Annotated in this window: 28 protein-coding genes and 1 pseudogene; 4 read left to right on the forward strand and 25 right to left on the reverse strand. The window is 64.1% G+C overall.

Going from position 1 to position 26237, the window contains the following annotated elements; all coding sequences use genetic code 11:
- Positions 1 to 39 precede the first annotated feature (39 nt).
- The 19 genes from R3C98_RS11700 to R3C98_RS11790 all read right to left on the reverse strand — a co-directional run bounded on the left by R3C98_RS11700 (position 40) and on the right by R3C98_RS11790 (position 14934).
- Positions 40 to 354 carry a PepSY domain-containing protein gene (locus R3C98_RS11700; protein WP_371314258.1) on the reverse strand — a complete coding sequence of 105 codons (315 nt, stop codon included), beginning with the start codon at positions 352 to 354 and terminating at the stop codon, positions 40 to 42.
- A gap of 55 nt (positions 355 to 409) precedes the next feature.
- Positions 410 to 1183, reverse strand: a complete 774-nt coding sequence (locus tag R3C98_RS11705) for a LuxR C-terminal-related transcriptional regulator (RefSeq protein WP_371314259.1) — start codon at positions 1181 to 1183, stop codon at positions 410 to 412.
- A gap of 82 nt (positions 1184 to 1265) precedes the next feature.
- Entirely contained in the window at positions 1266 to 2966 is a 1701-nt protein-coding gene (locus tag R3C98_RS11710; protein ID WP_371314260.1) for a tetratricopeptide repeat protein, read from the reverse strand.
- Positions 2967 to 3054: 88 nt separating this feature from the next.
- Positions 3055 to 3960, reverse strand: coding sequence for a DnaJ C-terminal domain-containing protein (locus R3C98_RS11715; protein ID WP_371314261.1), 906 nt, complete (start codon positions 3958 to 3960; stop codon positions 3055 to 3057).
- A 14-nt stretch (positions 3961 to 3974) separates the two neighbouring features.
- Positions 3975 to 7592, reverse strand: coding sequence for a glycoside hydrolase/phage tail family protein (locus R3C98_RS11720; RefSeq protein ID WP_371314262.1), 3618 nt, complete (start codon positions 7590 to 7592; stop codon positions 3975 to 3977).
- Between the two features lie 2 nt (positions 7593 to 7594).
- Positions 7595 to 8026, reverse strand: coding sequence for an NlpC/P60 family protein (locus tag R3C98_RS11725; protein ID WP_371314263.1), 432 nt, complete (start codon positions 8024 to 8026; stop codon positions 7595 to 7597).
- A complete protein-coding gene (locus tag R3C98_RS11730) occupies positions 8023 to 8670 on the reverse strand; it encodes a DUF2163 domain-containing protein (RefSeq protein ID WP_371314264.1) in 648 nt (215 codons plus the stop codon). Before R3C98_RS11730 ends, R3C98_RS11725 begins: the two co-directional genes overlap by 4 nt.
- A 3-nt stretch (positions 8671 to 8673) precedes the next feature.
- Positions 8674 to 9291 carry a TIGR02217 family protein gene (locus tag R3C98_RS11735; protein ID WP_371314265.1) on the reverse strand — a complete coding sequence of 206 codons (618 nt, stop codon included), beginning with the start codon at positions 9289 to 9291 and terminating at the stop codon, positions 8674 to 8676.
- Positions 9288 to 9653, reverse strand: coding sequence for a phage tail tape measure C-terminal domain-containing protein (locus tag R3C98_RS11740; RefSeq protein ID WP_371314266.1), 366 nt, complete (start codon positions 9651 to 9653; stop codon positions 9288 to 9290). Before R3C98_RS11740 ends, R3C98_RS11735 begins: the two co-directional genes overlap by 4 nt.
- On the reverse strand, positions 9650 to 9838 hold the full coding sequence (locus R3C98_RS11745; RefSeq protein WP_371314267.1) for a phage tail assembly chaperone: 189 nt from the start codon (positions 9836 to 9838) through the stop codon (positions 9650 to 9652). Before R3C98_RS11745 ends, R3C98_RS11740 begins: the two co-directional genes overlap by 4 nt.
- Positions 9838 to 10131 (reverse strand): GTA-gp10 family protein, encoded by a 294-nt coding sequence (locus R3C98_RS11750; RefSeq protein WP_371314268.1) that lies wholly within the window; start codon positions 10129 to 10131, stop codon positions 9838 to 9840. Before R3C98_RS11750 ends, R3C98_RS11745 begins: the two co-directional genes overlap by 1 nt.
- Complete coding sequence (locus R3C98_RS11755) at positions 10128 to 10541, reverse strand: phage major tail protein, TP901-1 family (RefSeq protein ID WP_371314269.1); 414 nt, start codon at positions 10539 to 10541, stop codon at positions 10128 to 10130. The genes R3C98_RS11750 and R3C98_RS11755 overlap by 4 nt, the downstream gene beginning before the upstream one ends.
- The gene (locus R3C98_RS11760; protein ID WP_371314270.1) at positions 10541 to 10933 is read right to left on the reverse strand and encodes a DUF3168 domain-containing protein; all 393 of its coding nucleotides are present in this window, start codon (positions 10931 to 10933) and stop codon (positions 10541 to 10543) included. The genes R3C98_RS11755 and R3C98_RS11760 overlap by 1 nt, the downstream gene beginning before the upstream one ends.
- Positions 10934 to 10953: 20 nt before the next feature.
- On the reverse strand, positions 10954 to 11502 hold the full coding sequence (locus tag R3C98_RS11765) for a hypothetical protein (RefSeq protein ID WP_371314271.1): 549 nt from the start codon (positions 11500 to 11502) through the stop codon (positions 10954 to 10956).
- A 122-nt stretch (positions 11503 to 11624) separates the two neighbouring features.
- The gene (locus R3C98_RS11770) at positions 11625 to 11828 is read right to left on the reverse strand and encodes a hypothetical protein (RefSeq protein WP_371314272.1); all 204 of its coding nucleotides are present in this window, start codon (positions 11826 to 11828) and stop codon (positions 11625 to 11627) included.
- A 167-nt stretch (positions 11829 to 11995) separates the two neighbouring features.
- Positions 11996 to 13171 (reverse strand): phage major capsid protein, encoded by a 1176-nt coding sequence (locus tag R3C98_RS11775; RefSeq protein ID WP_371314273.1) that lies wholly within the window; start codon positions 13169 to 13171, stop codon positions 11996 to 11998.
- Positions 13172 to 13191: 20 nt separating this feature from the next.
- Positions 13192 to 13602 carry an HK97 family phage prohead protease gene (locus R3C98_RS11780; protein WP_371314274.1) on the reverse strand — a complete coding sequence of 137 codons (411 nt, stop codon included), beginning with the start codon at positions 13600 to 13602 and terminating at the stop codon, positions 13192 to 13194.
- Positions 13595 to 13825: a hypothetical protein gene (locus tag R3C98_RS11785; RefSeq protein WP_347447886.1), complete on the reverse strand. Its 231-nt coding sequence runs from the start codon at positions 13823 to 13825 to the stop codon at positions 13595 to 13597. Before R3C98_RS11785 ends, R3C98_RS11780 begins: the two co-directional genes overlap by 8 nt.
- Positions 13825 to 14934, reverse strand: coding sequence for a phage portal protein (locus R3C98_RS11790; protein WP_371314275.1), 1110 nt, complete (start codon positions 14932 to 14934; stop codon positions 13825 to 13827). The genes R3C98_RS11785 and R3C98_RS11790 overlap by 1 nt, the downstream gene beginning before the upstream one ends.
- 222 nt (positions 14935 to 15156) lie before the next feature.
- Here R3C98_RS11790 and R3C98_RS11795 point away from each other — a divergent pair, with 222 nt between their 5' ends.
- Positions 15157 to 16041: a ParA family protein gene (locus R3C98_RS11795; RefSeq protein WP_371314276.1), complete on the forward strand. Its 885-nt coding sequence runs from the start codon at positions 15157 to 15159 to the stop codon at positions 16039 to 16041.
- The gene (locus R3C98_RS11800) at positions 16038 to 16481 is read left to right on the forward strand and encodes a hypothetical protein (protein ID WP_371314277.1); all 444 of its coding nucleotides are present in this window, start codon (positions 16038 to 16040) and stop codon (positions 16479 to 16481) included. The genes R3C98_RS11795 and R3C98_RS11800 overlap by 4 nt, the downstream gene beginning before the upstream one ends.
- A 5-nt stretch (positions 16482 to 16486) precedes the next feature.
- Here R3C98_RS11800 and R3C98_RS11805 read toward each other — a convergent pair whose 3' ends face one another.
- The 5 genes and pseudogenes from R3C98_RS11805 to R3C98_RS11825 form a co-directional block, all read right to left on the reverse strand.
- Positions 16487 to 17821 carry a DNA-packaging protein gene (locus R3C98_RS11805; protein ID WP_371314278.1) on the reverse strand — a complete coding sequence of 445 codons (1335 nt, stop codon included), beginning with the start codon at positions 17819 to 17821 and terminating at the stop codon, positions 16487 to 16489.
- Between the two features lie 202 nt (positions 17822 to 18023).
- Positions 18024 to 18158, reverse strand: a pseudogene (locus tag R3C98_RS11810) (helix-turn-helix domain-containing protein); the annotation flags it as partial.
- A 58-nt stretch (positions 18159 to 18216) separates the two neighbouring features.
- Positions 18217 to 20022 (reverse strand): SulP family inorganic anion transporter, encoded by a 1806-nt coding sequence (locus tag R3C98_RS11815; RefSeq protein ID WP_371314279.1) that lies wholly within the window; start codon positions 20020 to 20022, stop codon positions 18217 to 18219.
- Between the two features lie 27 nt (positions 20023 to 20049).
- Positions 20050 to 20916, reverse strand: coding sequence for an MBL fold metallo-hydrolase (locus R3C98_RS11820; protein ID WP_371314280.1), 867 nt, complete (start codon positions 20914 to 20916; stop codon positions 20050 to 20052).
- A gap of 11 nt (positions 20917 to 20927) precedes the next feature.
- Positions 20928 to 21278 (reverse strand): metalloregulator ArsR/SmtB family transcription factor, encoded by a 351-nt coding sequence (locus R3C98_RS11825; protein WP_371314281.1) that lies wholly within the window; start codon positions 21276 to 21278, stop codon positions 20928 to 20930.
- Between the two features lie 311 nt (positions 21279 to 21589).
- On the opposite strand from R3C98_RS11825, the gene R3C98_RS11830 reads away from it, so the two are divergent.
- Positions 21590 to 24370, forward strand: a complete 2781-nt coding sequence (locus R3C98_RS11830; protein WP_371314282.1) for a TonB-dependent receptor — start codon at positions 21590 to 21592, stop codon at positions 24368 to 24370.
- A gap of 87 nt (positions 24371 to 24457) precedes the next feature.
- The gene (locus R3C98_RS11835) at positions 24458 to 25480 is read left to right on the forward strand and encodes a phytase (protein ID WP_371314283.1); all 1023 of its coding nucleotides are present in this window, start codon (positions 24458 to 24460) and stop codon (positions 25478 to 25480) included.
- On the opposite strand, the gene R3C98_RS11840 is transcribed toward R3C98_RS11835, so the two are convergent.
- Positions 25481 to 26131 (reverse strand): hypothetical protein, encoded by a 651-nt coding sequence (locus R3C98_RS11840; RefSeq protein WP_371314284.1) that lies wholly within the window; start codon positions 26129 to 26131, stop codon positions 25481 to 25483.
- Positions 26132 to 26237: the final 106 nt, after the last annotated feature.

The following is a 26237-nucleotide window of genomic DNA, read 5'->3' on the forward strand; positions in this document are numbered from 1 at the left end:
TTCGGCTACTCCCTGAAATGGCTAAGGGCTAATGTTGGCTCAGGCACCGCGGCGGTCAAGGATGGCGCCCGTTTGCGCATCGACCACGAAATGCATCTTGCGGCCATCTTTGGTCATCCAGTCGATCTCGTAGACCGATTTGCCGTTGCCCCGGTCGTACAGGTCGGCACCCAGCTGGTAGCCGCCATATTGCCGCTTCAGATTGTTGAAAATCTGACTCAGCGGCACCGTTTGCCCCTGATTGCGCGAATCGCGCGCCTGTCCGGGCGAGAACTGGTTGGCCCAGCCCTGTGCCGACGCGGCAGGCGCGACGACAAGGCCAAGAGCCAGAAAAAAGGCGGCAATCCGTTTCATACGCTGCGGTATAGGGGCAAAGCGCTGAATGTGAAGTGAACGATACCGTTTTGAATCATTCAGTCTCTTTCGACACCCCATAATCGGGATGACGGTCCCGAATCGCCTTTTCGATCTGCGGCTCAGAAGCAATGACGATGCCGCGGGATACGCCTTTGATCACGGCAGATGTCCGGTCTGATACGTTCAATTTCAGAAATATCCGCCGCGCATAGGTGTCCACCGTCTCTTGTGACAGGTCCAGGTTTCTCGCGATGGATGCGTTACTCTTCCCTTCTGCCATCTGGTGCAGCACATCCAGTTCCCGGCTGGACAGGCGCGGTACCGGTTCGGCGTCGGCGACGATCAGCTCACAATAGCGAAGATACGAGGTCTCTGCGACAACCCACAGAAGCTCCATGTCTGCCGTTTCAAGCCCGTCGGGCTCTTTCGGTCCGCTAATCCCTACAAATCCTACACGCGCAGCAGACCCATAAACCGGGATCCCGATCCCATCCGACATCCCCCACTTCTCCAGGGATTTGATGTAGGCAATCTCGGAAGGCTGCAAAGACAGCGTGCCTGGAAGCTTGCCCCACCTGAAAGGCCTGCCAATTCGCAGGGCAATAAAGGGCAATGGATCGGACCCTTTTGGCGCGTTCCGATAGGCTTCTTCCCATTCCGCTGGATAGCCGAGGTTGAACATCGCCGGTCCGACTGTCCGATCCATAACGATCGGCGTCAAATAATATGCCCTGGTAAACCCAAGCGCATTGAATGCCGCCATGCTCGGCACACTGAGGCCGAACACCGTCTCGGCTTTCAGTATCGCCCGTAGCAGTTCCAGCATTTCGTTCCTCCGGAGAGGATTTACCTTATTGGGTATTCCTCGCCGGTCAAACCTGCAGGCCGTACTTCCGGTTGAAAGCCGCCTACAGCCGCGATCCAGTCAGTTCGACATCCGCATTTGCCCATGCCGTAGCCAGATGGTGGCGCACCTGCATCGCTTCATCCGCTTTGCCCTGCGCCTCCAGCGCCTTTGCCAGGCCGGCCATGGACCAGCCATTGTGGGGGTATTCCTCCAGGTCGCGCCGGTACACCGCTTCAGCTTCTGCATTTTTGCCGGCCATCATGAGGGCCTCACCCAATGACTGACGCGTCGGATAGTACCAGAAAGGCGGCTCCGTATAGGGCAGCGCGTCCTGAAGGCTGACCGCCTCCGCAAAGTAGGGAATAGCCGTATCCCAGTCGTCATCTGCCATGGCGATCTCTCCACGCAGCAGAGCGTCCGCGATATTCAGAAGCGTACCCGCCGGATAGTCATTCGTGTCCATGAACTGAATCTGGACGGTATCCTTCACCGCGGCGAGCTGTTCCTCTTCCAGAGCTGCCAGGTGTGCCTTGCCTTTCCGCGCCAGCGAGACGCCGCGGGCGTAGTGCCAGATGGCGTTGGAATAATCGAGATCGGCGGGCGGCGCCTCCATCGCCAGGATCTCGTCCCATAGTCCGAACTGGACATGCGCCAGCATCGGGACGGTCTTGAAGAATTCGATCGTCGGGAATTCCCGGATCTGCTCTATACGCACATTATCCGATAGCCTGTCCGCGGCATCCAGCGCCAGGGCGCTCTGCCCCGACATGCTGGCGGCCGCCCACAGGAAGTGGATATTGTGCGGATAGTACAGCGCTGGATAGAAGCCCTGCGCATTGCACTGGGCGATATAGTCCTCGTCCACCTTGGCCGCGAGAATGTTGGCCTTGGCTGCATCGTCATAGCGCCCGACGCGCCAGTAGATGTGCGCGGGCATGTGAACCAGGTGGCCAGACCCCGGCACAAGGGTCGCCAGCGTGTCTGCCTCGTCTTCTGCCCGGCCCGGATTCGCAGAGGCCTCGACCGCATGGATATAGAGATGCAGCGCCAGAGGGTGTTCCGGCGAACGGGCGAGGATCGTTTCCAGCGCGTCGATAACCTTCACCGTCTCCTCCCTGGGAGAGCCGTCAGCCGACCAGTAATCCCATGGCATCGTGTTCATCCAGGCTTCTGCGTAGATCGCAGCCGCATCGTCATCATCCGGATGATCGGCCACATACTGCCCCATGGCTTCGGCATAGGCGATGTCCTGTGGTTCACGTTCTGCTTCGAAATCCGCGCTGTACCGGGTCGCCAGCGCATCGATCAGGTCTTGCTCTGCCGGGCTGGCAAACTCCTTCAGTTCAACCGCCTTCTGGATGGCCGCATAGGCTGCTGCCCTGTCCTGCGGTGACATCACCGCCTTGCCCTTGCTGGTGACATTGATGTTTGGCCCGGTCGCGAGCGCCTCACCCCAGAAACACATCGCGCAGTTCGGATCCAGTTTCTGCGCCGCCCGGAAGGACCGGATCGACTCGGCATGATTGAAGCCAAACGCCAGCACCATTCCCTGATCGAAGTATTTCTGCGCGTCTTCGCTAGCCGTGGTCACGGGACGGTGAAACGCGCCCATGCCTTCGAACAGCGGCGCTCCGGCCCGCGTGGCGAGATCTTCCTGAACATCCGAAGCGACAAGCGTCTCTGCCGGACCGGCGGGTTTAGTAGCCTGACAAGCAGACAGGGCCAGCACGCTGGCGGCCGCGAACAAGAGTTTCGTGCGCATTGAGTATCCCTCCATCTTGCCCCGCTTCTGTGGCGGTTATGGAGGGACCCTATCACATTTCAGGCTGCCTGAGCAGACAAGCGCTTGATCAGGACTTCTCGGCCCACTTGCGCAGGCCTTCATCCTTCGGGTTATCCAGGACGATTTCCAACCGGACATAGAGGTCGCCCGGCGGCGTGGTTTTCACGCCCTTGCCCTTCAGCCGCAATTGCGCGCCGGTATTGGATCCGGCCGGCACTTTCAGCGTGACGTGCCCGGAAGGTGTCTTCACTTCCACACTGCCGCCAAGAACTGCTTCCTTCAGGCCGATCGGCAGCTTCATGCGCAGATCCTTGCCGTCACGTTCCCAGATCTTCGAGGCGCGAACTTCAATCTCCAGAAGCGCATCGCCGGGCGGCCCGCCATATGGCGATTGCTGGCCCTGGCTTTTCAGGCGCAGCGTCTGACCGCTGTCGATCCCGGCGGGGATATTCACGTCCAGTGCGCGGCCGTCAGCCATGGTCATGCGCCGGCGGGCGCCCAGCACGGCGTCCTCGAAATCGACCTGGACCCGATAGCGGACATCGCGGCCCTTCTGCGGACCGGGGCCACCACGCCGGGATCGGCCACCGCCGAACATGCCGGAGAGAATATCCTCGAACGGGTCGCCCTGCGCGCCTTCGAACGGACTTTGCCCGGACGTGCTCTGCCAGCGGAATCCGCCGCCACCGCCCGGATGGCCGCCACCGGGAAAGCCGGTCGGGTTGCCGTCGCCGTCTATCTCGCCGCGGTCGAATTTCGCTTTCTTTTCCTTGTCGCCCAGGATCTCATAGGCTGCTGAGACACGTTTGAACTCTTCAGCCTTTTTCGGATCATCCTTGTGCTGGTCCGGGTGCAAGGCTTTCGCCTTTGCCCGGTAAGCCTTCTTGATCTCGGCCTCCGTCGCCGAGCGCGGAACGCCAAGCACGATGTAGGGGTCGATGGCCAAGTGAGTCGGATCCTTCTGGTAAGTCATTTGCTGACATACAGTTAGGGCGTCCCGAGGGGGATTGGAACCCATATACCCATGCGGCCATCTGCACCGACTTCAGCAACACGTGCAGCAATCGCCCCGGGAGGGATCTCCGCCGAAGGGATCTCGACCACTGTCTCGGCGCCAAATCCGGTGCCTGTATCGAACTGAACCGCGAACCGGCCCGTGTTCTCGGCTTCCGGCAGGGTCCAGCTCTCCGGCAGGCCTGCCCCGCGGCGCACCCAGCTCAGCTGCGCTCCCGATGCCTTCAGATGGCAAACCGGCCAGGGCCGCCCGCCTTCATCATTGAAGGCCAGAGACATGCGCTCGTCATCCCCGGATACTTGCCAGGCAAGCTCCAGGCCCATCTCTGTCGGTGACAATGCCGTCAACGCATCCGATCCGTCGAGCAGCAGGACGCGTGCGCCCGCCTCCGCCGCGGCGCTGACGCTGCCGCGCTGGCCGCGCAACAGGCCCGAAAGTGCCCACAGATCCGGACCAATCAATTCCGCCGTCTCGAACTGGAGCAGTTCCCACCCCTCTACCGTTTCCAGCAGCAGCGTGTTGCCACCGGAAAGCACCTGCGATGCCGGCAAGCTGGCGAACGTGCCAGTCGTTTCCACAAGGAGCGTATTGCTGCGGTCCCATCGGCCGACAGGTCCGGGCGCTGCGGCTGTGGCAAGAAAGCCGGTGACGGCAGGCCGGGACAGGACAGTCCGCGCGCTCATCGACCCGGCGTCCGGCCCTGCCAGCACCTGCACTTCGCCTGGCCATGGGTCTGCCCAGGCGGCAACGCGCACACCCGCCACCTCTCCGGCAAGACGCGGCCCATCGATCAGGACCAGGTCCACGCCGCCGAAGACGGGCGCAGGCTCTGGCACACCGCCGCTGCCAACGGACCGAACCCGGCTCGCCGCGGGCAGGTCTTCCTTCAAAGACAGGACGCGCTCCGCACCTCGGTCCACCACCTCGCCGACACGCCACAACATACCGCCGTCCAGCCGCACCGCATCGCCCGGCTCAACCGCTAGCCCGGACAGCGGCAATGCAATCTCCGCCGTCTCCCCGCTGGTCGCGCGCGCCAGCAACCGCCCGGCAATCTCGTCCGCCTCGATGGAAGAGAGCAGCAGCGGCACGCTCGTATTGGCGGTGAGCCGGACGTCTCCACCTGCCCGGCGTGCCTCGGTCAGTGAGGGTCCGAAGTCCTCACCGCCATCGACATATTGCAGACGCAGCCGCCCGGGCGATTTGTCCAGCAAGGCCCGCGTCGTGATGAGGCCAGCTTCCCCGATCCGCCCACTGTCGATTTCGTGGATCGGCCCGTCGCCTTCCATGACGAAGACGATCATCCCGTCCCGCTCCACCGCTTCGAAGCCAAAGGCCAGCCGTAACGGTTCCAGCGCCCCGCGGACGCTGTAGACACCATCCAGCGTAAAGCCCTGCACCACGCCATCAAGGGCGCTGGCATCCACGGCCTCCACGCCGCCCCGTGCGCATACGTCCCTCACAACATCGCTGAGCGGTGCGAGCCCCGCCCGCCCGTTCAGCCAGTGCCCGCGGGGCCAATTACCCCCATCGCCCCAGATATCGTCCCGCAGTGGCCAGGCCGGGAACGGCCGCCCGTCCCACGCCCAGACCATTGCCGCCTCCACCAGCGGGCTCGCCTCCCAGTGCGCCAGCGTGACCGCCAGCGCCTGACGCTGGAACACATCATCCCGTGATCCGGTAGAATATGGCGGCAGGGCGCTTTCGGTGCTCTTGGGATCGTAGAACAGGTTCGGCGCATTGCCGCCCTTGTCCACCGCCCCGAAGCCGATCTCGCTCAGGCGGATGGGCTTCGACCCCGGCACCCAGCCCGTCGGCGCCGCCGCCCTCACCCCGGCCGGACGCGGATAGTGTGCATTCCCGGCCCACCCCGAGAGATCCTTCGCGCGGAACACCCAATGCTCACCATGCGCGCTGTCATTGATCGGTGTACGCATTTGTGCGTCCCGATCGGCCTGGCTGGCATAGTACCAGTCATACGCCTCCCCGCCGCTGATCTGGAAGGTAAGATACGACGGATCATCCGGCCCGGCATAGCCTGCCAGCGCGTCCAGATGATCTGTCCCGCTCCGCCAGTCGCCCATGGGCGGATACCAGTCGATACCGACGAAATCCACGTCCGCGCTCGCCCACAGTTCATCCAGCGGGAACAGCACGTCGCCGCTGCCATCGCCGGGCACATAGGCGCCGTATTCCGTCCAGTCCGCGGCATAGGAGACGTTCGCCCCCGGCAGGATCGCTTTCACCTCGGCAGCCAGCGACACCAGCGCCTCCACGAACGGAAACGCGCCTGCCTCATCCCGCACGCGGGTCAGGCCCACCATCTCGCTACCGATCAGGAAGGCTTCCACACCACCTGCCTCCGCGCAGAGGGCCGCATAGTGCAGGATGAACCGCCGGAAGCCCGCCGCCCCGTTGACGAACCCATCAATCTCACTGCGCGCCGCCGCCGTACCATCCGCATTCACAGATACACGCCCGCGCCACGGGAACCCTTCGCTGTCCATGAACAGGAAAGGCGAGAAGGTCACGGCCAGCCCGCGTGCCGTCATCTCGGCAATCGCCTGCTTTACGCATGCATCGGACGGCGTGCCGCCATAGTTCGGCCGGTCTTCCGCATCCCGCGAGACGAGATAGGCGCCCGCCCGGTCCAGCCCGGCGACGCTCCAGCCCTGCGGCACGGTCACCCGCTCCCGCGTCTCCACGCCGGGATGGATCTCGCACACTCCCGCCGCGACGCTGGTGCCGAACCAGCCGACGGTCAGCGCCGCCCGGTTCACGCGCGGCAGGTCCGCCTCCAGCTGGTCCAGCGAGACGAGAAAGTCCGCCCGCGCCTCGCCGGAGTTTGCGTTCAGCGCCCGTTCCTGCCCCCGGCGCAAACGTTCCCGCACGATCTCCGTCGCATAGACGAACTCGCCGGAGGCCGGAATGATGTTCACCCCTGTCACCGAGGCATCCAGCCCCGGCGCGTCACTGCCCGGCGGCACACGGACGATCTCGAAACTCAACTGCGGGATGCGATTGCCGAAATCATCCAGCGGCAGATCTTCGAACACGATATAGGCCGTGCCGCAATAGGCTGGCGCCGCACCCTCGATCATCTCGATCAGCGGATCGGGCGCCTGCGTCTCCTCCCCGCGATAGAGGCGATGCGTCACTTGCGACAGGTCAAGCGGTGCGCCATTCGCCCAGGCGCGTTGCACGGCCAGAACCGGCCCTTCACCCAATGCCACCGCGATACTCACCGTATAGTCATAAGTCGTCACGCGGGGGCCGCCCTTGCTGCCGCTGGACTGCGTCGCGCGATGCTCCCGGAACCGGGACGCCCAGATCACCTGCCCGGCGACCCGCATCCGCCCATAGACAGATGGAATGCCAACGCCTTCGCGCGACTCCATCACCGGCAGCGTCTTCACACGCGGGCCTTCCACCGGCGGCGCCAGCCGCGCATCGATCAGACTGCCTGCCAGCGCACCAGCGGCCCGCCCAATCGCCGCCCCTGCCACCTGCGTGCCCAGGAATTTCAGGCCCTGCGGCAGCAGGTGGCGCCCCAGCGCCGCCCCGGCCTGAGACAATACAATCTGTGCCATGCCTAGTCCTCCACCCCTGGAAAGCGGAACGCCGCCACCACCCGCCGCTGCCACCACGGCACCAGCCGCGTCTCCACCGCCGACCGTCCCCAATAGGCATGCACCAGCGTGCCTTCGCCGGTGGCGATGCCGCAATGTTTCGCCGGAACGCCCGCCGCCATGCGGAACAGCAGGACATCACCGGCGCCAGCCGCACCAACCGGTATTTCGATCAGGTGACGGCGCGCCGCGTCCAGCAGCGTCTCCTCGCCCAGCGCCTCGGCCCAGTCGGGTGAATAGGCTGGCGCCGCCTCGGGTTCGGGCCCGACCAGGTCCCGCCACACGCCGCGCACAAGGCCGAGACAGTCACAGCCTGCGCCTTTCAGGCTGGCCTGATGCCGGTAAGGCGTGCCGATCCAGCCGCGCGCGGCGGCCACCACATCTGCCCGTGTCATCGCTTGCCCCCATTGTTGCCGGTCGCTGCCGGGCCTTCCAGCACGAACTCCGCCCCCGGAAGATGCGGGAAGCCCCGGAAGTTTTCAGTGTTGCCAAACACATCCCGGCAAGTCGAAAAGCGCTGGTCACAGGAAAGGTCCGGAAACGCGCCCGTCTCCACGCCGCAGCGCGTATCGCCCAGCACCGCATCGCAGGCGCGCGCATAGACGCGCCCGACGGGCCGCTCCAGATCTGCTTTCAGTGAGACAAGCTCTGCCTCGAACCCGCCCGGTCCGCGCGTTACTTCGCTGAGGCGCCCGCTCCAGATCGTCACGAACAGGTCAGGCCGTTCCCAGTCCACGCGCAGGACGTCGACGCGCGCGCCATCCCACAGACCCTGTGCAAGATCGGCTTCCGTGATCGCGTCATCGGCCAGCACGCCCCCCGCTGCGGCCTGCCCCGGCTGGAGGCCAGCGCCCTGCGTGAAGCTGCCCGCACTCAGCGCCCCGCCCGGCTGGTAGGTCACACCATCCACAAGCAGCGCCCGGTCATGTTCCGTCGCCGCCAGCACGAAGCCATCGCTGCGCGTCAGGCGCCAGCAGAGGCAGGTCGTCGTCGCGCCGCTCTCGAGCCGGGCCGCGAATTCATTGTCAATCAACCGCATGGATCAGCCCACCAGCTCGATCAGCGGAATGCTCAGCAAACGGCCCGCGCCAAAGGCTTCGAGGTTTACGTCCATTCGGTCGGTATCAAACCGGACCGGGCAATCGAACCGGTAGCCTACTGAAATGACGGCGCCTGCCACTGGCGCCGTGCCCAGTGTGACAATGCCCGTGGTCTCATCCACCGCGGCCGGGGTAGCCACACCATCCACCGCCACGACGACACTGCCCGCCACCGGCTTAAGGATGCGCCGCGAATAGGAGCCGTATGCTTTCACCAACTGAAAAGAATTGGTTTCATCATCCCCCGTGCCGATCACCTGGTCCGTCGCGCTCACCGTGCCGCCCGGCGCGCAGCTTCGTTCGTCCAGCGCATCGCGGAACCGGAAGCCACTCAGCCGCCCGCCACGGGCCTCAAAGAACGCAACGACCGCCTGCAATGTATCCAGCCGCGTGACGGCACTTCCGACATCCCAACGCCGCCGGGAACCGGCCCATAGCGCATTGCGCGCCTCCGCCCCGCTCGCCAGCGTCACGACTTCGGTCTTCCGCTCCGGCCCGCCGCTCGCCGCCAGCGCCAGTGGCACGGGAAAACTCACTTCGTGGAAATTGCTGAGGCTCACAGGAACCGCCCTCCCTGACTGACGAGGCGCGCCAGAACGGCGCCGATGGCATTGCGCCCGGTCACGGCAGATTGCTCCGTCCCCTGCGCGAAATTCATGTTGACGTTCAGGGCGGAGGATTGCTGCCCGCCATTGAACACGGCCTCGGCAGCGACACGCGCGATGTCGCGCAGGATCGCATCTGCCATGCGCTGGAAGTCCAGCTCGCCGCTGCGCGCGGCTTGCGCCAGCGTCGCTTCGATCCGTTCGCCCGCCTTGCCGAAGGCGGCCTCCAGCGCGTTCGCCGCTTCCGCGCCCGGTCCCTCCGCCAGCGCCTGCAGCGCATCGGCCGCCGAGGCGAGATCACTCTCGAAATTGTTCATTCGTCTTCTCCATCCGGAAAGGCGCCCATCAGCGCCGCGAGCCGCCCACGGCTCATCGCTTCGCCGCCTTCACCGGCCAGCCAGCGCCATTCTCGCAGGGACAGCCGCCAGAACGCGTCGGGCGCGATCCCGGCGGACAGGGCTGCGCGCAGCATCACCGCCCAGGGAAAAAGGGAGGGCAACATCAGGCCGCCAGCCCCAGCCGGAACGCCTCTGCCACCGCGCGCGCTGCGGCGCCGGGGGAGACGTCCGCGCTGCCGAGACGAGTCGCCGCTTCGTCCTCACCGCCGCCCCGCAACAGCGCCGCCAGCACGAGTGTCAGGTCTGCAGCGGAAAGACTGCGCAAGCGCGCATCCAGTTCCGTCATCCGCTTGCAGCCGAACGCCGCCTCGATCTCCGCCAGCGCGCCGAGCGTCAGGCAGAGGCGTCGCGCCTCTCCGCCGATCATCAGACTGGTCTCTCCACGTGCCGCGTTCATGGCATCGCCTCGAAGCTGACCAGCCCCGCGCTTTCCAGCGTGACGGAGAATTCCGCCTCGCCGTCATGTTCGCCGCTCCAGCTGAGTTCGCTGACCTGGAACGCCCCCGATAATGTGCCGAAATCCGGCAGGATGAACTGCCAGTCCGGCGTCTCGCCCGCGAAGAAGACAGCGCGCATGCGTGCATCGCTGGCCGCATCCTTGAACACCCCCCGGCCGGTAACCCTGGCCGCCTTCGCGCCGGCCCCGGCCAGCAGTTCGCGCCAGGCCTCCGGGCTGTCGGCACTGGTGGCGTCCACCAAAGCGGCGGAGAGCTGGATCTTGCTCGCGCGAATGCCTGCCAGCGTGACGTAGCCGCCCGCCCCATCTGAAATCTTCAGCAGGATATCCCTGCCTTTCTGCCCAGCCATCAGGCGGCCTCCTCTGAAATGATCCGTATCCGCACCACGCCGCGAAAGGCGCGCTTGTCCGGCGTGCGCATGGCGTCCGCGAAGATGACCTGCGACAGCACGATGTGCTGGCCTTCAACGGCCCAGACCGCGCCTTCCACCGCCGCCCTCAGGGCCGAGAGGCACTCCTTCGCGCCGCGCACGCCATAGTCGCGGGTGTAGCAGGCGAGCGTGATGCGATGCTCCAGCCCGTCCACCAGACTTGCCCCGGCGGGGCTCGACTCGTGCCTGTCGATCAGCGCGTAGGGATAGAGCGGCTCCTCGCTCTCCGCGTCCAGCACGCGGGCGGGCACCCCGAAGACGGCCTTCACGCCCGCATCGGCGCGCAGCAGCGTCATCAGCGCCGCCTGCACGGCCTCCTCCGCCCGCCCGCTCACAGCCGCACCTCGGTGCGTGCGGCCAGCACCGCCGCGACATCTTCCAGCATGTCAGCGTCCTCGGCCCGCTGGTAAGCCACCAGCACCAGCCGCTTCAGCGCCTGCACCAGATCCGCCGGCACATCCGCTGCGTCACCATAGCCCGCGACGAACGTCACCTCGACGCGCCCGCCGAGCGGGATGGACGGCAAAGCCACGAAGGGCTTCAGCTTCAGCCGCCCGGCTTCCAGCACGAAGCGCGTCGTGACGGTTTCCGTCCCGCCTTCCAGCCCGACGATCTCGACCGCGACCAACGCTGTCGCAGGCGCGGGCAACAGGCGCGCTCCGTTCCGCGTCATGCCCGCAGGCCAACTCTCCCAGCTGCGCTTCAGCGTCCGCGTCACCAGCGCGAGGCCACCCGCCGTCTCCAGCCGCGCCTCCGTCGCAGGGATCAGCGCCGCGACCAGCCCGTCCTCCCCGTCATGCCCTATGCGGAGATACTCCTTCGCCGCAGCCAGAGACAAAGCCGCCCCCGCTGGCGGTGTGATCACCGTCAGATTGCTCATGTTCTTTTCCTTGCTCAGCGCTGTTGCCGCCTGTCGGCGGCGCGCCTGCGCCTGCGCGTTGCTTGTGGTCTTGCTCCGTCTGCCGCCCCGCCCCGGAGGACGAAGCGGCGATACGGAACCTCTTAGACCAGCGTCTCCAGTTTCTCGACCACGGCCGAGCCGATCGGCAGGCCGATGGAGCGGATCAGTTCGTCGTCGATTTCGGTCTCGGTCGAATTGATCAGGGTGGCGACGGCTTCGGCCACTTTCGTGGTGAACTCGTCCTGCTGTGCCTTGGTCAGCAGCGCGGCCTGGCGGATGATGGAGACGATGACAGATTCAAACATGTTGGTTTCCTTTTCTGAGAGAGTGAATTTTCTGGTGGCGTCACCCCCGACGGGCCCCGCCCGTCAGGGGGCCCATCTCCCGCCAGCGCCTCACGCACATGAGGAAACGACCGGAGATGGATCCCCAGACCGCTTCGCGGTCGGGGATGACGCGAGAGGGGACGCCATTAGAAGACCATCACCTTCGCGGCGTCGAAGTTCTGCACGCCGCCGCCGACACGCTTGGTCGTGTAGAAGAGGACGTAGGGCTTGGCGCTGAACGGGTCGCGGAGGACGCGGGCGCCCTGCCGGTCGGCGATCAGGTAGAAGCGGCGGAAGTCGCCAAAGGCGATGGCCGCATTGCCCACGCCGATGTCCGGCATGTCTTCGACTTCCGTCACCGGATAGCCGAGGATCGTCGCCGGGTCTCCGCCCGTGCCCGGCTGCCAGAGGTAACGCCCGTCACCATCCCTCAGCTTGCGGACGGCGGCCACGGTACGCCGGTTCATCACAAAGCGGCCATTGGCGCGAAACTGGGATTTCGGCGTGTAGATCAGGTCGATCAGCTGGTCGGCCGCGTTCACCGCTGTGAAGTCGCCGGCGACAGAGCCGATCTGACCCCAGGTGTGGCTCGCCTCAGCGATGATCGTGTAATCGAGGAAGCCCTTCGGCTTGTTCGTGCCGTCGCCCGTAACGAAGGCGGCAGACTCCTGCGCGGCAAAGGCATTCTCCACCTCGTCGGCCAGCCAGGCGTCGATATCCGAATAGGAATCCTCCAGCAGGGCCTGCGTTGCCGCGGGCATCGCGTAGAGCTCGCCCGCCGGGAACTCCAGCAGGGAGAGACCGGAATGCGCCGTCTCCGTCCGCGCGCCTTCCTCCGCCACCCAGCTTGCCGCTGCGCCGAGGCTGACGGGCTTGCGATAGGTCCCGGCAGAAGTTTGCCGCACGGTCGCGATCTGACGCATCGGGCTCGCGGCCAGAAGGCGCGCTTCAATCAGCCGGTCGAGTTCGGGCGGGGCAACATAGCCGCCCTGCGCGTCGGTGCCGGTGTTCAGCGCCTTCACATCCAGCCTCGCGAGGCCGCTGTCGTCACCCTGGCGCAGGTAGCGCCCCCAGGCTTCGGTGCGGGCATCCGGCTCCGCAGCGGGTGCTACGCCCGCTTCCGGCCGCGCCATTTTCAGGCTCAACGCCTCCAGCCGCCGGTCGATCCGGGCAAGACGCTCATCCGTCAGCGGATCGCTTGCGCCTTTCGATTCAATCTCGGCAAGGCGCGCATCGTTGGCCTCGCGAAAGGCTTCGAACGCGGCCATCAATTCGGCCTCCGCCGCCTTGTTGCCGCCCGCCATCTTGGTTTCCTTGGTCATTCCTTCTCCTTCACCAAACTTCACGCGGCGTGTGCCGCCACTGTTTCCATCACCGTGAACCGCGCCCGTGCCTGCATCGGCGCCTGCACCAGCGAGACCTCCACGAGATCCACCTCGATCAGTTCCCGTCCGCCGCCGGGCAGCGGCTTCCAGAGGCGCGGGCGGAAGCCGATGGAGAGGCCGCTGAGGCCCTCCCGCACCAGCCGCTCCACACCGGTATTTTCGATCAGCCCACGCATGAACAGGCCACGCCCGTCTTCGGCGATGCGCGTCCAGCGCCCGGCCAGCGCGCCCTGCCGATGCTGCAACAACATCGGCAGGGCGGCCCCGGACCGGAGTGTGTGCGCGAACGCCCCCGCGCGCACGACGTCTCCCGACTGGTCCGGTATCCCGAACAGGGCGGCGTAGCCTTCGATCAACAGCTCACTCATCGCGCGCCTCCATGCGGCGCTCGATCCGGTTCAGCTGACCGCTCACGCTTTCCAGCTGGGCCTCGACGCGCACCAGGCGCTCGGAGACCATCTTGCGGTCGTCGAGTTCCGTCTCCACGGCGCGAATGCGTTCGGCGGCAGAGCCCGCCCAGACGAGCGCCCCGCCGGTCTGGACGAGGATGGCAACGATCAGGCCGACCGTGACTTTCTTTTCGATCTCCATCAGCCGAGCCCCGCCAGTTTGCGTTTCTCTTCCGGCGTTGCGAAGGAAGCTGCTTCCAGCCTTGCCCACAGGGCTTCCCGTTCGGCGGAAAGTGCGGGCACGCGGTCGAGGTCGCAGCGCACCTCCACATCGCCGCCCAGCGGCTCGTCCAGCCAGACCGACAAGGACGCCGCCATCTTCTCGGCCAGCGGCAGCACGGTCATGCGCCAGAAGGCGAGATTGGCTTCCTTGTAGTTCGCATACGTATTGTCCCCAGGAATGCCGAGCAGCTGTGGCGGCACGCCCAGCGCCAGTGCAATCTCCCGCGCAGCGCTGTTGCGCGCCTCCAGGAAATCCATGTCAGCCGGCGACAGCGACATCGGCCGCCAGTCGAGCCCGCCTTCCAGCAACAAGGGCCGTCCTGCGTTGGCCGCGCCGGAATAGAGCGCGTCGAGATCTGCCTTCAGCCGGTCGAATTGTTCGGGCGGCATGCGGCCATGGCCGGACCAGATCAGCGCGCCGGAGGGTTTCGCCGAATTGTCGATCAGGGATTTCGCCCAGTCGGCGGAAGCATTGTGCAGGTCCAGCGCGCGACGGGCCGGGGCAAGTGCCGGAAGGCCCAGAATGTCGTCCTGCGGGTGGAACAGCTTCAGGTGCAGCACCGCCTCACGCGGCAGCTGGCGTTCGCCTTTGCGCTCACGCACTGCCCAGCGTTCGGCCCAGCCCCGGCCATCGGTGATGGGGCGCACGCGGCCCGGCTGCAACGGATAGAGCGCAGCAATGCCCTCCCCCTCGTCCGGCAGGCGCACCGCCTCGATGAAGGCATTCCCGTGCAGCTGAAGCTGTGTGTAGACGCCTTCCAGGAAGGCCGGCCCTGCCACATCCGGCGCCGGTTTACGGATCAGCCGGGCTGCTGCCTCGTGCGCTGTCACCAGCGGGACCGAGGCCGCCGCTTCGGCCACCATGCGCACACAGCGATAGGCGACCGCGTTGCGCAGATAGCCGTCGCGGGTCAGCGCGCCACCATCCCGGCCGCCCCAGTTCGGCCCGCCGGGATCGGTCAGCGCCACCAGCGGTGGGGCAGATTTCGACTCTTGCCTGTTTTTTCCAGGGATCCAGTTCCACGCCATTCCGCCGCATCCGCCTCCGTCGTTTGATGGCGTGAAGTTAAGACGCGGCCTTCCCCCGGAGGATTCAGTTTGGAATTATCCTGACTTTTCAGTGTGTCGTATTGCTAATCCTGCGGGAGAGGCGCTGCAATTTCCCACAGAACTGCGACGTTCAGGCGTAGCCATCGGGGGCCAAATCTGCTTTGTCGGTTCTTCCATATTGAGGGGTCTGGGAGCTGAAGAATGTCGGCACGTGTCATTTCGATTGCCAATTCCAAGGGTGGCGTCGGCAAAACCACAACAACGGTCAGCCTGGCGGAAGCCTTCGCTGCGGAAGGCCGCCGGGTTCTGGTCGTCGACCTCGACACGCAGGCCAACGCGTCCCTGCTCGTTTTCGGCCATGAGGGCGACGAGCACCTGTTCCAGGCGATCAATGACTACGCCACCATCTCGGACTGGCTGCTGGAGAATTTCGAGGCCAACGAGCAGAAACGGCTGGAAGAGTTCATCGTCACCGACGCCTCCGACGTGACCGCGAACGGCAAGCCGCTGCCGCTGGACCTGATTCCGTCGAGCCCGCGCCTGCGCAAGACCGAGAAAGAACTGATCTATCACCTGACCGAGCAGGGCTATTCCATGGAAGCCCTGGAGAACCAGGTCGGCCGGCGCCTGCGCGACGACTTCAACCTGCTGAAGGCGAAGTATGACGTCATCCTGTGCGACTGCCCGCCCGGCATTTCGACAATGACGGAATCGGTGCTCGCCGCCAGCCACCTCGTGATTGTGCCGACCATTCCGGACTTCATGTCCACGCTCGGCCTCGACCTCTTCACCGGTGACGTGATGAGCAATCTGCGCGACCGCGACGTGAAAAAGCTCCCCATGGTGCTGGCGACCCGGTATGACAATTCTCCTCACCAGCAGGTCGTGCTGAACGCGATGCGCGAAGCAGCGGCTGCGCAGGAAGCCGAGTTCACCATGTTCAAGACCGTCATCCCGATGAAGTCCGGCTTTGCCACCAACCCGATCGAGCTTGGCCCCGAGCCGACGATCGATGCCAAATGGTCCGGCGGCGCCCTGCCCGTGGTCAAGGACCTGCTGGCCGAAGTGAAGGCGGCGCTGGCATGAGCGGCGACGCACACAAGGCCGGCGCCGAGGCGCTGACAGCCCTCCTGAACCAGGCCTTCAGCGCGCTCGGCGAAAAGGAATACGCCGCCGCCGCGGGCCTGCTCACCAAGAAGCTGATGATCTCCGCCGGGCAGACGGTGGAAGTCATGCGCGCCCTGCGCGATGCGGTCGGCAAGGACATTTTCGAAGCCCAGCTGAAATCGCTGACGGCGCACCAGGCGAGATTGCTCGCCCGCCGCCTCGACAAGACCGTGCCGGACATCGAAGTTTCCACCGCTGGCGCCGCCTGCGCCTGGATCCGCGACCTGATGGACGGCAAGACGCCAGACGCTGCACCGGCCACCGAGGCCCCGGCAGAAGCCCCTGCAGAAGCCGAAGCGGCAAAGCCAGCCTCGTCCGGTTCCTATTTCGGCCGCAAGAGCTTCCGCACCGGCGGCTGACCGGCTCACAGCTGGCGCACGCCCAGCACCGCTTCGTCCAGCATCAGCGCCCACACGGCCCAGACCAGCGCATCCACGCGGTCAGGTGATCCTGCAAAGCCCTCGGCCCCGAACGCGCACATTTCGTCTTCGAGGTCTCCGAACTGGCCGGCATGATGCACGCGGCCCTGCTCGTAGAGGGTCGCCACCGGCAAGGCCCTCGCCCGCTTCGACAGGCGCGCGTGCACCAGCCGCACCGGCACCGGACAACCCGCCGTCTCCAGCACCTGCCGCACCATCTCGCCGCCCTGGTTTGCTTCCGCGATCACTTCGCGCGCCCCCACCCGGCGGACCAGCGCCACCGCCCGCCCGGCCCAGTCCAGCGGGCGCAGCCCGCGCGCCGAGGCATCGCCCAGCACATAAGCGTCATTCCCCACCCGGCCCGCCGCGATGATACCGCAGGCGTCCGCCGCTTCGCCGCTGGTCGCGGGCGGATCGACCGCCACAACCACGTCCCACAGCGCGGGAACAATACCGACACGCGCCTCATCGATCCGGGAGCGGAGGAACAGCGCGCCCTCAGGGTCCTCCACCATCCGGCCTTCCAGTTCCTGCCGCCCGAGGCGTGTGCCGCCATAGGCAGCCTCCATCGCCGACAGGAAGCCGGGCGCCAGATGATCCGCATTCTCCCGTGTCGCGCTTTGCGTCACCACCGTGTCCGGCGCGGCATGCAGCCGCCGCATCAGCGCGGTCGGCCGGGGCGTCGTCGTCACCAACGCAGCAGGATGCGGCCCAAGCCGCAGGCCCATCTGCAGCATGTCCCATGTCGCTTGCCCATAGTGCCAGGCCGCCGCCTCGTCGCACCAGGCAGCGTCGAATTGCGGCCCGCGCAAACTGTCCGGATCTTCCGCCGAGAATACGTAGGCCCGGGCCCCGTTCACGAACTCCAGCATCCGGCGCGAAGCGTGGTAGACCGGCCGCCAGCGGGTTTCCGGTTCGACATTCATCAGGCCGCTCTCGCCATGGATCATCACCTCGCGCGCATCGTGCAGCGTCGGCCCGACTAGCGCGATCCGCCCGGCGCCGCAGATCGCCCGCCAGCGCACCCATTCGGCCCCGGCGCGGGTTTTGCCCGCCCCGCGCCCGCCCTGGAACAGCCAGGTTCGCCAGCAGCCCGGCGGGGGCACCTGTGCCTCCCGGCAGGTCAGCAGGAAGGGGAAATAACCCGTGAACGCCCTCAGGTCTGGCTGGCCCTTCGCGCCTGCCTCCTTCCAGTCCTGCACTCTTTGTCTCAACGTCCCGGACCAGACGTCCGAGAAGTCCTTCGAGATGGTCGTGCCGCTCCCGTGCGGCTTCCGCATTTGCATTGGCTTGCTCCCCTTTCGCCTCATGCATCCGGCGCACTTCCCCCGCCATGCGCACGATGATCGCGGCGGCGGCGTTTATGTCCTCCGTTCCCTGAGCAGAGATCAGCGCGTCGATTTGCAGGTCCGCCGCGTATTCCAGCGCCAGCGTCTGGCGCTCCAGCGGCGCTTCGGGCCGCTTCAGATCATGCCGTTTCATGTAGCGGGAAATGACCGCCGCATCGCGGCCAAGGCGCCGCGCAATCTCGGCCACGCTGCGCCCGCTGAGATGCAGCAGCCGCATCGCCCGTCCATCCCGGTCGGTGATGTCTCGTCTTTGTGTTCGGTTTGCCATGCGCGCAGTGTGGCGCGGGGCGCTTATCCGTCGAATAGGGAGAGACGAATGCCCGGCTTCAGCCCATTTCCCGCACGCCCGCAATACATTGCGAGGGGCATGGATCGGAGGTCGGATCGGTCACGTCCCCGGTCTTCTCGATCGCGGATTTCGCGCAATCATAGTCGAGGTCCACGATAGCATCGAACTGGTTCAGGTAGACATTGCCCGTCAGATCCTGCAGGAAATGCGTGCGTTTCAGCCGGTCCATCACCGGTCCCTTCACTTCGCTGAGGTGCAGCGTGACGCCGGCATCCTTCAGGCGCCGGTTGATGGCTTCGAGGCTTTCAAGCCCGCTGACATCGATATGGTTCACTGCCGGACACATCAGCACGATGTGCTCAACGTCCGGCCGGTTCCCGAGGACACAGTAAACTGTATCCTCCAGGAAGCGCGCATTGGCAAAGTAGAGGCTTTCGTCGATCCGTATCGTGACAATGTGCTTCGGAACCACCACGGCATGCCGGTTCACATTGCGGAAATGATGGGTGCCCGGCACCTGCCCCACAATGGCGAAGTGCGGCTTGGAGGTCGTGTAGAGGTGCAACCCGATGGACACGATAATGCCGGTCGTGACGCCGAGTTCCACGCCTGTCAGAAGCGTGACGAGGATCGTGCCGAGCATGGCGGCAAAATCCCACCTCGAATAGCTGAGCGTGTGAACGAGTTTCTTCAGGTCCACGAGGCCCAGCACAGCAACGATCACGGTTGCGGCCAGTACGGCCTGCGGCAAATTGTAGAGCAATGGTGTCAGGAACAGCGCGGCAAGCGCCAGGCCGACGGCCGTGAAGGCACCCGCCGCAGGCGTCTCGGCGCCCGCATCGAAGTTCACCGCGGACCGCGCAAAGCCGCCAGTCACGGGATAGCCGCCGGAAAAGCCTGCTGCGATGCTGGACGCGCCGAGGGCAATGAGTTCCTGGTCAGGGTTGATCCGCTGGCGCCGCCGCGCAGCCAGCGTCTGCGCCATGGAGACGGACTCGATGAAGCTGATCATCGCGATCAGGGCAGAGGAACCCAGCAGTGAGCGCCACAGGCCGGGGTCGAACGCCGGCACGGTCAGGCCCGGCAGGCCTTTCGGAATGTCGCCGACAATGTTCACGCCTTTGGCTTCCAGCCCGAAGGCCACGACCGCCACGCCGCCCAGCGCCACGGCCAGAACCGGCGCGGACCGGGCCAGCGTGCCTGCGATATTCTCCTTCAGGCCCAGGGCCAGCAGCAGCGGCTGAAGGCCCTTGCGCGCCCAGAACAGGAAGGCCACCGCCGGGATGCCGATGGAAACGGTGTACCAGTTCACATCGCCCAGATGGCTGACGATGCTGGCCAGTGTCTCGATAATGTTGTGGCCGCTCGCCTGTACGCCCAGCAGGTATTTCAGCTGGCTGACGGCGATCAGGATGCCGGCTGCCGTGACGAAACCGGAGACAACCGGGTGGCTCAGGAAATTGGCGAGGAAGCCCAGCCGGAAAACGCCCATCACCACCAGCATCAACCCGGAGATGACGGCCAGAATGATCGCGGCCATCAGGTATTCCGGTGTGCCCTGCTCGGCCACCTTACCGGCGGCCACCGCGGTCATCAGCGACAGGATCGCCACCGGGCCAACCGCCATCGTCCGACTGGTGCCGAAAATGGCGTATACGATCAGAGGCAGGATGGAGGCATAGAGCCCCACCTGCGGCGGCAGGCCTGCCAGCATCGCATAGGCCAGCGATTGCGGGATCAGCATGACCGTCACGATCACCGCAGCCACCATGTCATTGGCGAACGTGCCGCCATTGTAGGTGCGGCCCCATTGCAGAATGGGCAGGTGATCGGACAGTCTCACGCGTTCAGCCCCCGGCTTTTCCCGGCACTATAGAGCGTTCAGCGGAATTTTCAGATAGCTGGTGCCATTATCGTCCGGCTCGGGCATCTGGCCGGCGCGCATATTGATCTGGATCGAGGGCAGGATCAGGCGCGGCATGTCCAGCGTCGCATCCCGCGCCTCGCGCATGGCGACGAATTCGTCCTCGGTCACCCCGTCATGGACGTGGACATTGTTCGCCCGCTCCTCGGCAACCGTGGTTTCCCATTTGTACTCGTCGCGGCCCGGCGCCTTGTAGTCGTGACACATGAACAGCCGGGTTTCAGGCGGCAGGCTGAGAACTCTCTTGATCGAATGGTAGAGCGTCCGGGCGTCTCCGCCGGGAAAGTCCGCCCGGGCGGTGCCATAGTCCGGCATGAACATGGTATCGCCAACGAAAGCCGCATCGCCGACGACGTAGGTCATGCAGGCCGGCGTGTGGCCGGGCGTGTGCATGGCATGGGCCTCGATGTTCCCGATACGGAAAGTGTCGCCGTCGACCATCAGCTTGTCGAACTGGCTGCCGTCGCGCTGGAACCTGGTGCCTTCATTGAAGATCTTGCCGAACGTGTCCTGCACGGTGCGGATCTCGGCGCCAATGGCGATCTTGCCGCCCAGTTTTTCCTGCAGGTAGGGCGCGGCCGAAAGGTGGTCGGCATGAACGTGGGTTTCCAGGATCCATGCCACTTCCAGTTCATTTTTCTGAATGAACTCAATGATCTCGTCGGCGGATTCGGTGTTCGTGCGGCCGGATGCGGGATCGAAATCCAGCACGGAATCGACTACCGCGCAGACCCTGGTTTCAGGGTCGGCCACGACATAGCTCACCGTATAGGTCGGCTCGTCGAAGAAGGCTGTCACAACGGGATTTGTCATCTCGGGGTTCCTCAATTCCTGGCTTTGGGTGTCTTGGAAATGCGCACTTGCGGATCGGCCTGCTTGCCCAGCATCACCGAGCAGATCGCATCCACCATCGCATGCGCGCGCTTGTCTGAAAGTGTATAAAAAACCTGCCGCGCATTCCGGCGCGCGGTCAGCACGCCCTCCTCCCGCAGCTTGGCAAGTTCACGCGACAGGCGTGGCTGCGGGATGCCCAGGTCTGCTTCCATGTCCCCGACAGAAGTTTCCCCGCCGCGCAACTGGCAGCAGATCATCAGCCTGTCCGGATGGCTGAGGGATTTGAGCAAACCACTGGCTTCGGCCACCAACGGCTCCATATTCTCGCTGTCCCTGATCATAGCGGTCTCTCTCCGGGCTTACTTTACACTTTACATAAGCGTAAATTATGATTTTCCAAGGGGGTCGCTACACCCAGATTCAACGAGTCGGGACACGCCGCCCCGATCAGGCGGCTATTTTCAAAAACGCATACAAAATTCAGTAAGATCGCTTCGCGGCTGTTGCCCGAATGACGCAGTGTCCGGGCAAACTTCGGTTTCATGGCCGCGGCGTACCGGTAAACGCCCCGTGTCACCGAACCGTGACAATTCCGAGATCAGCCCGTCAAGAAACTATGGGAAGGCCCGCTCGATTTACAGAGGGGTCTGTCATGACAAAATCATATCGTTCACTGCTCGCGCTCGGGGTTGCCTCGGCCGGTCTCATTCAGGCGGCGTCCGCCGACGTCATCACCGGCAAGGTGACCGACGCATCCGGCGAGGCACCGCTCCAAGGCGCACTCGTCACTATTGAGGAACTGGGTCGCACGGTTTCGTCCGACCGTTTCGGTGCTTACCGGTTCAACAACATCCCGGCTGGCGACTACACGCTTTCAGTTTCCTATGTCGGCGCAGATGCTGTCACTGCGGACGTCTCTCTGGCTGGTACGGCCAAGGTTGACCTGATGCTCGGCGGCGATGTCCGCTATCTCGACAACATTCTTGTTGTCGGCTCTGCCGCCGCGCAGGCCGGCGCGATCAACCAGCAGCGCGCTTCCGATGCCCTGATCAATGTCATCGACTCTGACGGTCTCGGCAACTTCCCCGACACGACTGTGGCCGACTCGCTGTCGCGCGTGCCTGGCCTGTCGATCGAAAACGACCAGGGCGAAGGCCGCTACGTTTCGATCCGCGGCATCAACACCGACCTGATCTCCGCCACCATCAATGGGGTGCGTACCCCGTCCCCGGAAGACCGCCGCGGCGTCCTGCTGGACGGCGTGCCGTCCGACCTTCTGGACGGCATTGAAGTTCAGAAATCCCTGACGCCGGACGTCGACGCTGATACAATCGGCGGCGTGATCAACCTGAAAACGATCTCGGCATTTGACCGCGACGGCCAGTTCTTCCGCGCAAAGCTGGAAGGCTCCTACAACGAAATCACTGAAGAGATTTCACCGAAAGGTACCCTCACCTACTCCAACGTATTTGGTCAAAAACTGGGCGTAGCCGCCTCGCTGAACTACCAGGATCTGCGCATTCAGGCGCACAACAACGAAACCGGCGGCTGGGGTTACAATGACGACCTCGGCGCCTTCGTCCCCGACGATGACTATGAGCAGCGCTTCTATGACCTGAGCCGTGAGCGTATCGGCCTCGTCGTCAACATCGACTACCGGTTGACGGAAAACACTGAACTCTACCTTCGCACCCTGTATAACCAGTACAAGGATGATGAAACCCGCAACAAGTGGGAATTCCGCAGCCTCGACGAGGAAGACCCGGCACTCACCGCCAACGGTTTTGCCTTCGACTATGCCGAAGCGGACGCCGAGGTGCGCGTACGCGAAGAGGTTCGCAACATCCAGACCTATGCTGTCGGCGGCCAGACGTTCGCTGGCAACTGGGCTTTCGACTACGAAATCTCCTATGCCTACGCCGAGGAAGACGACTCCAACAACCACGACGTGAACTTCCGTTCCGACGACATGAGTGGCAGCGGCATCCTGCTGTGGGATAATTCCAACCCGAAAAAACCGGTCTTCTCCGGCCCGGGCTTCGATTTCCTGCTTGATCCGTCCAACTATGAAATGGACGCCTACGAACGCGAGTTCACCATCAATGAAGACACCGAATGGTCCTACAAGTTCGACGTGACGAACGACACGGTGCTGGGCGATACGCCGGTCACCTGGAAGTTCGGCATGAAACTGCGCGACCGTGAAAAAGTCCGCGACGAGAACCTGATGATCTATGAGCGTGACGATGTCCTGCTCACGGACTACATCACCGACAATGCCCAGGTTTCCGGCTGGCGCATGGGGAACCCGATGTTCGAGTGGCCGAACGGCGACCTGACCAAAGCCCTGCGCAATGCCTTCACGGCAGACGAACTGGACGCAGATGGTTCCAACTTTGACAGCCTCTCGGCCGACTACACCATCAACGAGAAAATCCTTGCCGGTTACGGCATGGGTACGTTCCAGATGCAGAACCTGACCGCCGTGGTCGGTGCCCGGATCGAAGCGACCGATGTTTCGTCCACCGGCAATATCTTCTTCGAAGAAGACGATCCGGCCAATGTCGGCAAGCGCCAATATGAAGATACGTACGCGCACTTCCTGCCGAGCCTGAACCTGAAATACGCGTTCGCCGACAATTTGATCGGCCGCGCGGCATACTACTCGTCGATCGTGCGCCCAGCCTTCGGTGAAATGCGTCCGACCTTCGCTCTGAACGACGACCGTGACGAAGCAGAAATGGGTAACCCGGCGCTCGATCCGTACGAGGCCAGCAACATCGATGCTTCGATCGAATACTACCCGACCAAGCTCTCCGTCCTGTCGGCCGGCGTGTTCTACAAGAGCATCCGCAACGCCATCTTCCCGGTCACCTATGACATCGAAGACGTTCCGGGTTCGATCGACCTTTCCTTCCTGGACTCTGCCACACTTGCCGGTCTTGAAGAGGTTGCGACCTATATCAACGCCGGTGAGGCGACGGTGAAAGGTGTCGAGTTCAACTATGTCCAGGGCCTTGGCTTCCTCGGCGGTGCATTCGATGGCTTCCTCGTCTCGGCGAACCTGACGCTGGCCGATTCCGAAGCGACGCTGCCGGATGGCCGCGAAGTTCCGCTGTTGAAGCAGAACGACACGGTGTGGAACGTCTCTCTCGGTTACGACAAAGGCCCATGGGACCTGCGCGTGTCGGCCAACTATCGCGGCGACTATGTCGATGAACTGTTCGGCGAAAACCTGGACCGTTACACCAGCGACCACATGCGGGTCGAAGCCTCCGCCAAGTATGAGCTGAACGATCACATTCAGGTCTATTTCGAAGGCAAGAACCTGACCGACGAGCCGGAATTCTACTACCACGGCAATGAAAGCCGTTTGTCGCAGTATGACGAGTTCGGCTGGTCCGGCGTGTTCGGCGTGCGGCTGACATACTAGTCAGTCTACGCTAGTAAACAGACTCACGGGGGGCCGGGATTCGCCAAGCGGATTCCGGCCCTGCCACACAAGATCAGGATATTTGCAATGAAATCCACCTACTGGCTCGCCGCCCTCGTGCCGCTCGCAGCCTGCGCCACAGGTCCGGCACCCTACACTGGCGAGATTGCCACCGTGGTGGCGATGAACGAAACCGCCCCGATGAATGGCGAAGGCGACCTCGCAGACGACCCGGCCATCTGGGTCAACACGTCCGATCCGGCCAGTTCGCTCATCCTCGGTACGAACAAGGATGAAGGCGTTTACGTCTACGCCCTCGACGGCGGCGAGTTGCAGGAACTGCCCGTCGGCCAAGTCAACAATGTCGACCTGCGCGGCAATACCGCGATCGCCTCCAACGATTCCGACAATGCAATTTCGTGGTTCGACATCAATCCGGAAACGCTGGCCGTGTCGCATATCGGCAATTCGCCAACCGGCAAGGAGGAGCCTTACGGCATCTGCGCGGGCCTGTCCGGCGAAACCTACATGGCAGCGGTCACCTACAAGGATGGCACGGTCCAGATCTGGTCTGCCACCTGGGAAACCGTCGACACGCTGGCCCCATCTCTCGATCGCGTCGTGAAGCTGCCCTCCAAACTGGAAGGGTGCGTGTTCGACGACGCAAATGGCCGACTGTTCGTAGGCGAAGAGGCGTTCGGTGTTTGGGCGGTGAACCTGAAAGACGACACTGCAGAGCCGGTTGTGGTCGATACGATCGCAGCAGCCAACGGCCTTGTCGAGGATGTCGAAGGGATGAGCCTCTGGCTCGGCGATGATGCGGATTCCGGCTACCTGGTCGTATCTGCACAAGCGGCTGACCGTTATGTCGTTTATGACCGTGCCCCGCCTTTCGCCCCGCGGGGCGTCTTCACGATTGTAGACAACGAAGCAACCGATATCGGCGGCGTGAGCCACACGGACGGTCTCGACATTTCCTCCGCCCCATTGCCGGGCTTGCCTGCCGGCCTGCTGGTTGTCCAGGACGACGCCAATCCGGTCTCCGAACTCAATCAGAACTTCAAGATGGTGGACTGGTCCGTGATTTCCGAGGCGCTCGGTCTCAACTGATCAGTAATGCACCAGGACCCAGACGCTGGCGCTGTAGATCAGGGCCAGCGTCCCGATCCTCACCACGGCTGAAATAATATGTGGGCGGATGTCGTCCCAGGTCGTTTCGCGCGCAATATCCGCGACGGCGGTGGCCACATCATGATGCATCTGGCTGCGGTCTTCTCCCGCAAGCATCAGCATGACAGCGCCCGTACGCGTCTGCTTCCGGTTCCCTGCCTCGGCCAGCACTTCTTCGAAAACGCGCGCGGCGATTGTCTCTGTCACCGCCCGCTTCGGATGCCAGCCATGGCGGTGCAGCTCTGTCAGGGTCAGCCGGATGGCGGGATAATTTATCCACAAGTCGCGCATCATGAACACAGACAGCGTCATCACCGTGATGGTCGCAAAGACAGGCCGCGGCATGCCGGCAAAATGGTGCAAGCCCCACAGCCAGAGCAGGATCACCAGCTTGATCCCGGTTGCGATGGCGAAGCGGCGGAAACCGCGCGAGACGAACAACATCGTGTCAGCCCGGATGCGGTGGCGCGCTTCCTGAACCGCGGATTCAATAGCCTTGTTCTTCCGGCCGCTGATCTCCTTCCCCAACAGCTTACGGCCTGCGACGAAACCGGCACCAAGGGCTGACAGGATCATGAGTGGGACACGCATGTGTTTCATGTAGGGAGCATCGGGGCGAATGTCTCGCCCGCTCCTCACGGCGGCCGCGTGTTCAGGCACATTTGCCCCTTCCGGGGTAACCGCAGATAGAGGCGGT

This window comes from Hyphomonas sp., from assembly GCF_041398465.1.
GTDB lineage: Bacteria > Pseudomonadota > Alphaproteobacteria > Caulobacterales > Hyphomonadaceae > Hyphomonas.

Coding starts and splice junctions, on each gene's coding strand:
- R3C98_RS11720 (WP_371314262.1), bottom strand. CDS start 7,592: ATGGCACAGATTGTATTGTCTCAGGCCGGGGCGGCGCTGGGGCGCCAC.
- R3C98_RS11715 (WP_371314261.1), bottom strand. CDS start 3,960: ATGACTTACCAGAAGGATCCGACTCACTTGGCCATCGACCCCTACATC.
- R3C98_RS11840 (WP_371314284.1), bottom strand. CDS start 26,131: ATGCGTGTCCCACTCATGATCCTGTCAGCCCTTGGTGCCGGTTTCGTC.
- R3C98_RS11830 (WP_371314282.1), top strand. CDS start 21,590: ATGACAAAATCATATCGTTCACTGCTCGCGCTCGGGGTTGCCTCGGCC.
- R3C98_RS11825 (WP_371314281.1), bottom strand. CDS start 21,278: ATGATCAGGGACAGCGAGAATATGGAGCCGTTGGTGGCCGAAGCCAGT.
- R3C98_RS11705 (WP_371314259.1), bottom strand. CDS start 1,183: ATGCTGGAACTGCTACGGGCGATACTGAAAGCCGAGACGGTGTTCGGC.
- R3C98_RS11795 (WP_371314276.1), top strand. CDS start 15,157: ATGTCGGCACGTGTCATTTCGATTGCCAATTCCAAGGGTGGCGTCGGC.
- R3C98_RS11790 (WP_371314275.1), bottom strand. CDS start 14,934: ATGGCGTGGAACTGGATCCCTGGAAAAAACAGGCAAGAGTCGAAATCT.
- R3C98_RS11745 (WP_371314267.1), bottom strand. CDS start 9,838: ATGTTGCCCTCCCTTTTTCCCTGGGCGGTGATGCTGCGCGCAGCCCTG.
- R3C98_RS11700 (WP_371314258.1), bottom strand. CDS start 354: ATGAAACGGATTGCCGCCTTTTTTCTGGCTCTTGGCCTTGTCGTCGCG.
- R3C98_RS11730 (WP_371314264.1), bottom strand. CDS start 8,670: ATGCGGTTGATTGACAATGAATTCGCGGCCCGGCTCGAGAGCGGCGCG.
- R3C98_RS11725 (WP_371314263.1), bottom strand. CDS start 8,026: ATGACACGGGCAGATGTGGTGGCCGCCGCGCGCGGCTGGATCGGCACG.
- R3C98_RS11770 (WP_371314272.1), bottom strand. CDS start 11,828: ATGTTTGAATCTGTCATCGTCTCCATCATCCGCCAGGCCGCGCTGCTG.
- R3C98_RS11750 (WP_371314268.1), bottom strand. CDS start 10,131: ATGAACGCGGCACGTGGAGAGACCAGTCTGATGATCGGCGGAGAGGCG.
- R3C98_RS11755 (WP_371314269.1), bottom strand. CDS start 10,541: ATGGCTGGGCAGAAAGGCAGGGATATCCTGCTGAAGATTTCAGATGGG.
- R3C98_RS11805 (WP_371314278.1), bottom strand. CDS start 17,821: ATGCGGAAGCCGCACGGGAGCGGCACGACCATCTCGAAGGACTTCTCG.
- R3C98_RS11775 (WP_371314273.1), bottom strand. CDS start 13,171: ATGACCAAGGAAACCAAGATGGCGGGCGGCAACAAGGCGGCGGAGGCC.
- R3C98_RS11780 (WP_371314274.1), bottom strand. CDS start 13,602: ATGAGTGAGCTGTTGATCGAAGGCTACGCCGCCCTGTTCGGGATACCG.
- R3C98_RS11740 (WP_371314266.1), bottom strand. CDS start 9,653: ATGAACAATTTCGAGAGTGATCTCGCCTCGGCGGCCGATGCGCTGCAG.
- R3C98_RS11710 (WP_371314260.1), bottom strand. CDS start 2,966: ATGCGCACGAAACTCTTGTTCGCGGCCGCCAGCGTGCTGGCCCTGTCT.
- R3C98_RS11765 (WP_371314271.1), bottom strand. CDS start 11,502: ATGAGCAATCTGACGGTGATCACACCGCCAGCGGGGGCGGCTTTGTCT.
- R3C98_RS11820 (WP_371314280.1), bottom strand. CDS start 20,916: ATGACAAATCCCGTTGTGACAGCCTTCTTCGACGAGCCGACCTATACG.
- R3C98_RS11800 (WP_371314277.1), top strand. CDS start 16,038: ATGAGCGGCGACGCACACAAGGCCGGCGCCGAGGCGCTGACAGCCCTC.
- R3C98_RS11785 (WP_347447886.1), bottom strand. CDS start 13,825: ATGGAGATCGAAAAGAAAGTCACGGTCGGCCTGATCGTTGCCATCCTC.
- R3C98_RS11835 (WP_371314283.1), top strand. CDS start 24,458: ATGAAATCCACCTACTGGCTCGCCGCCCTCGTGCCGCTCGCAGCCTGC.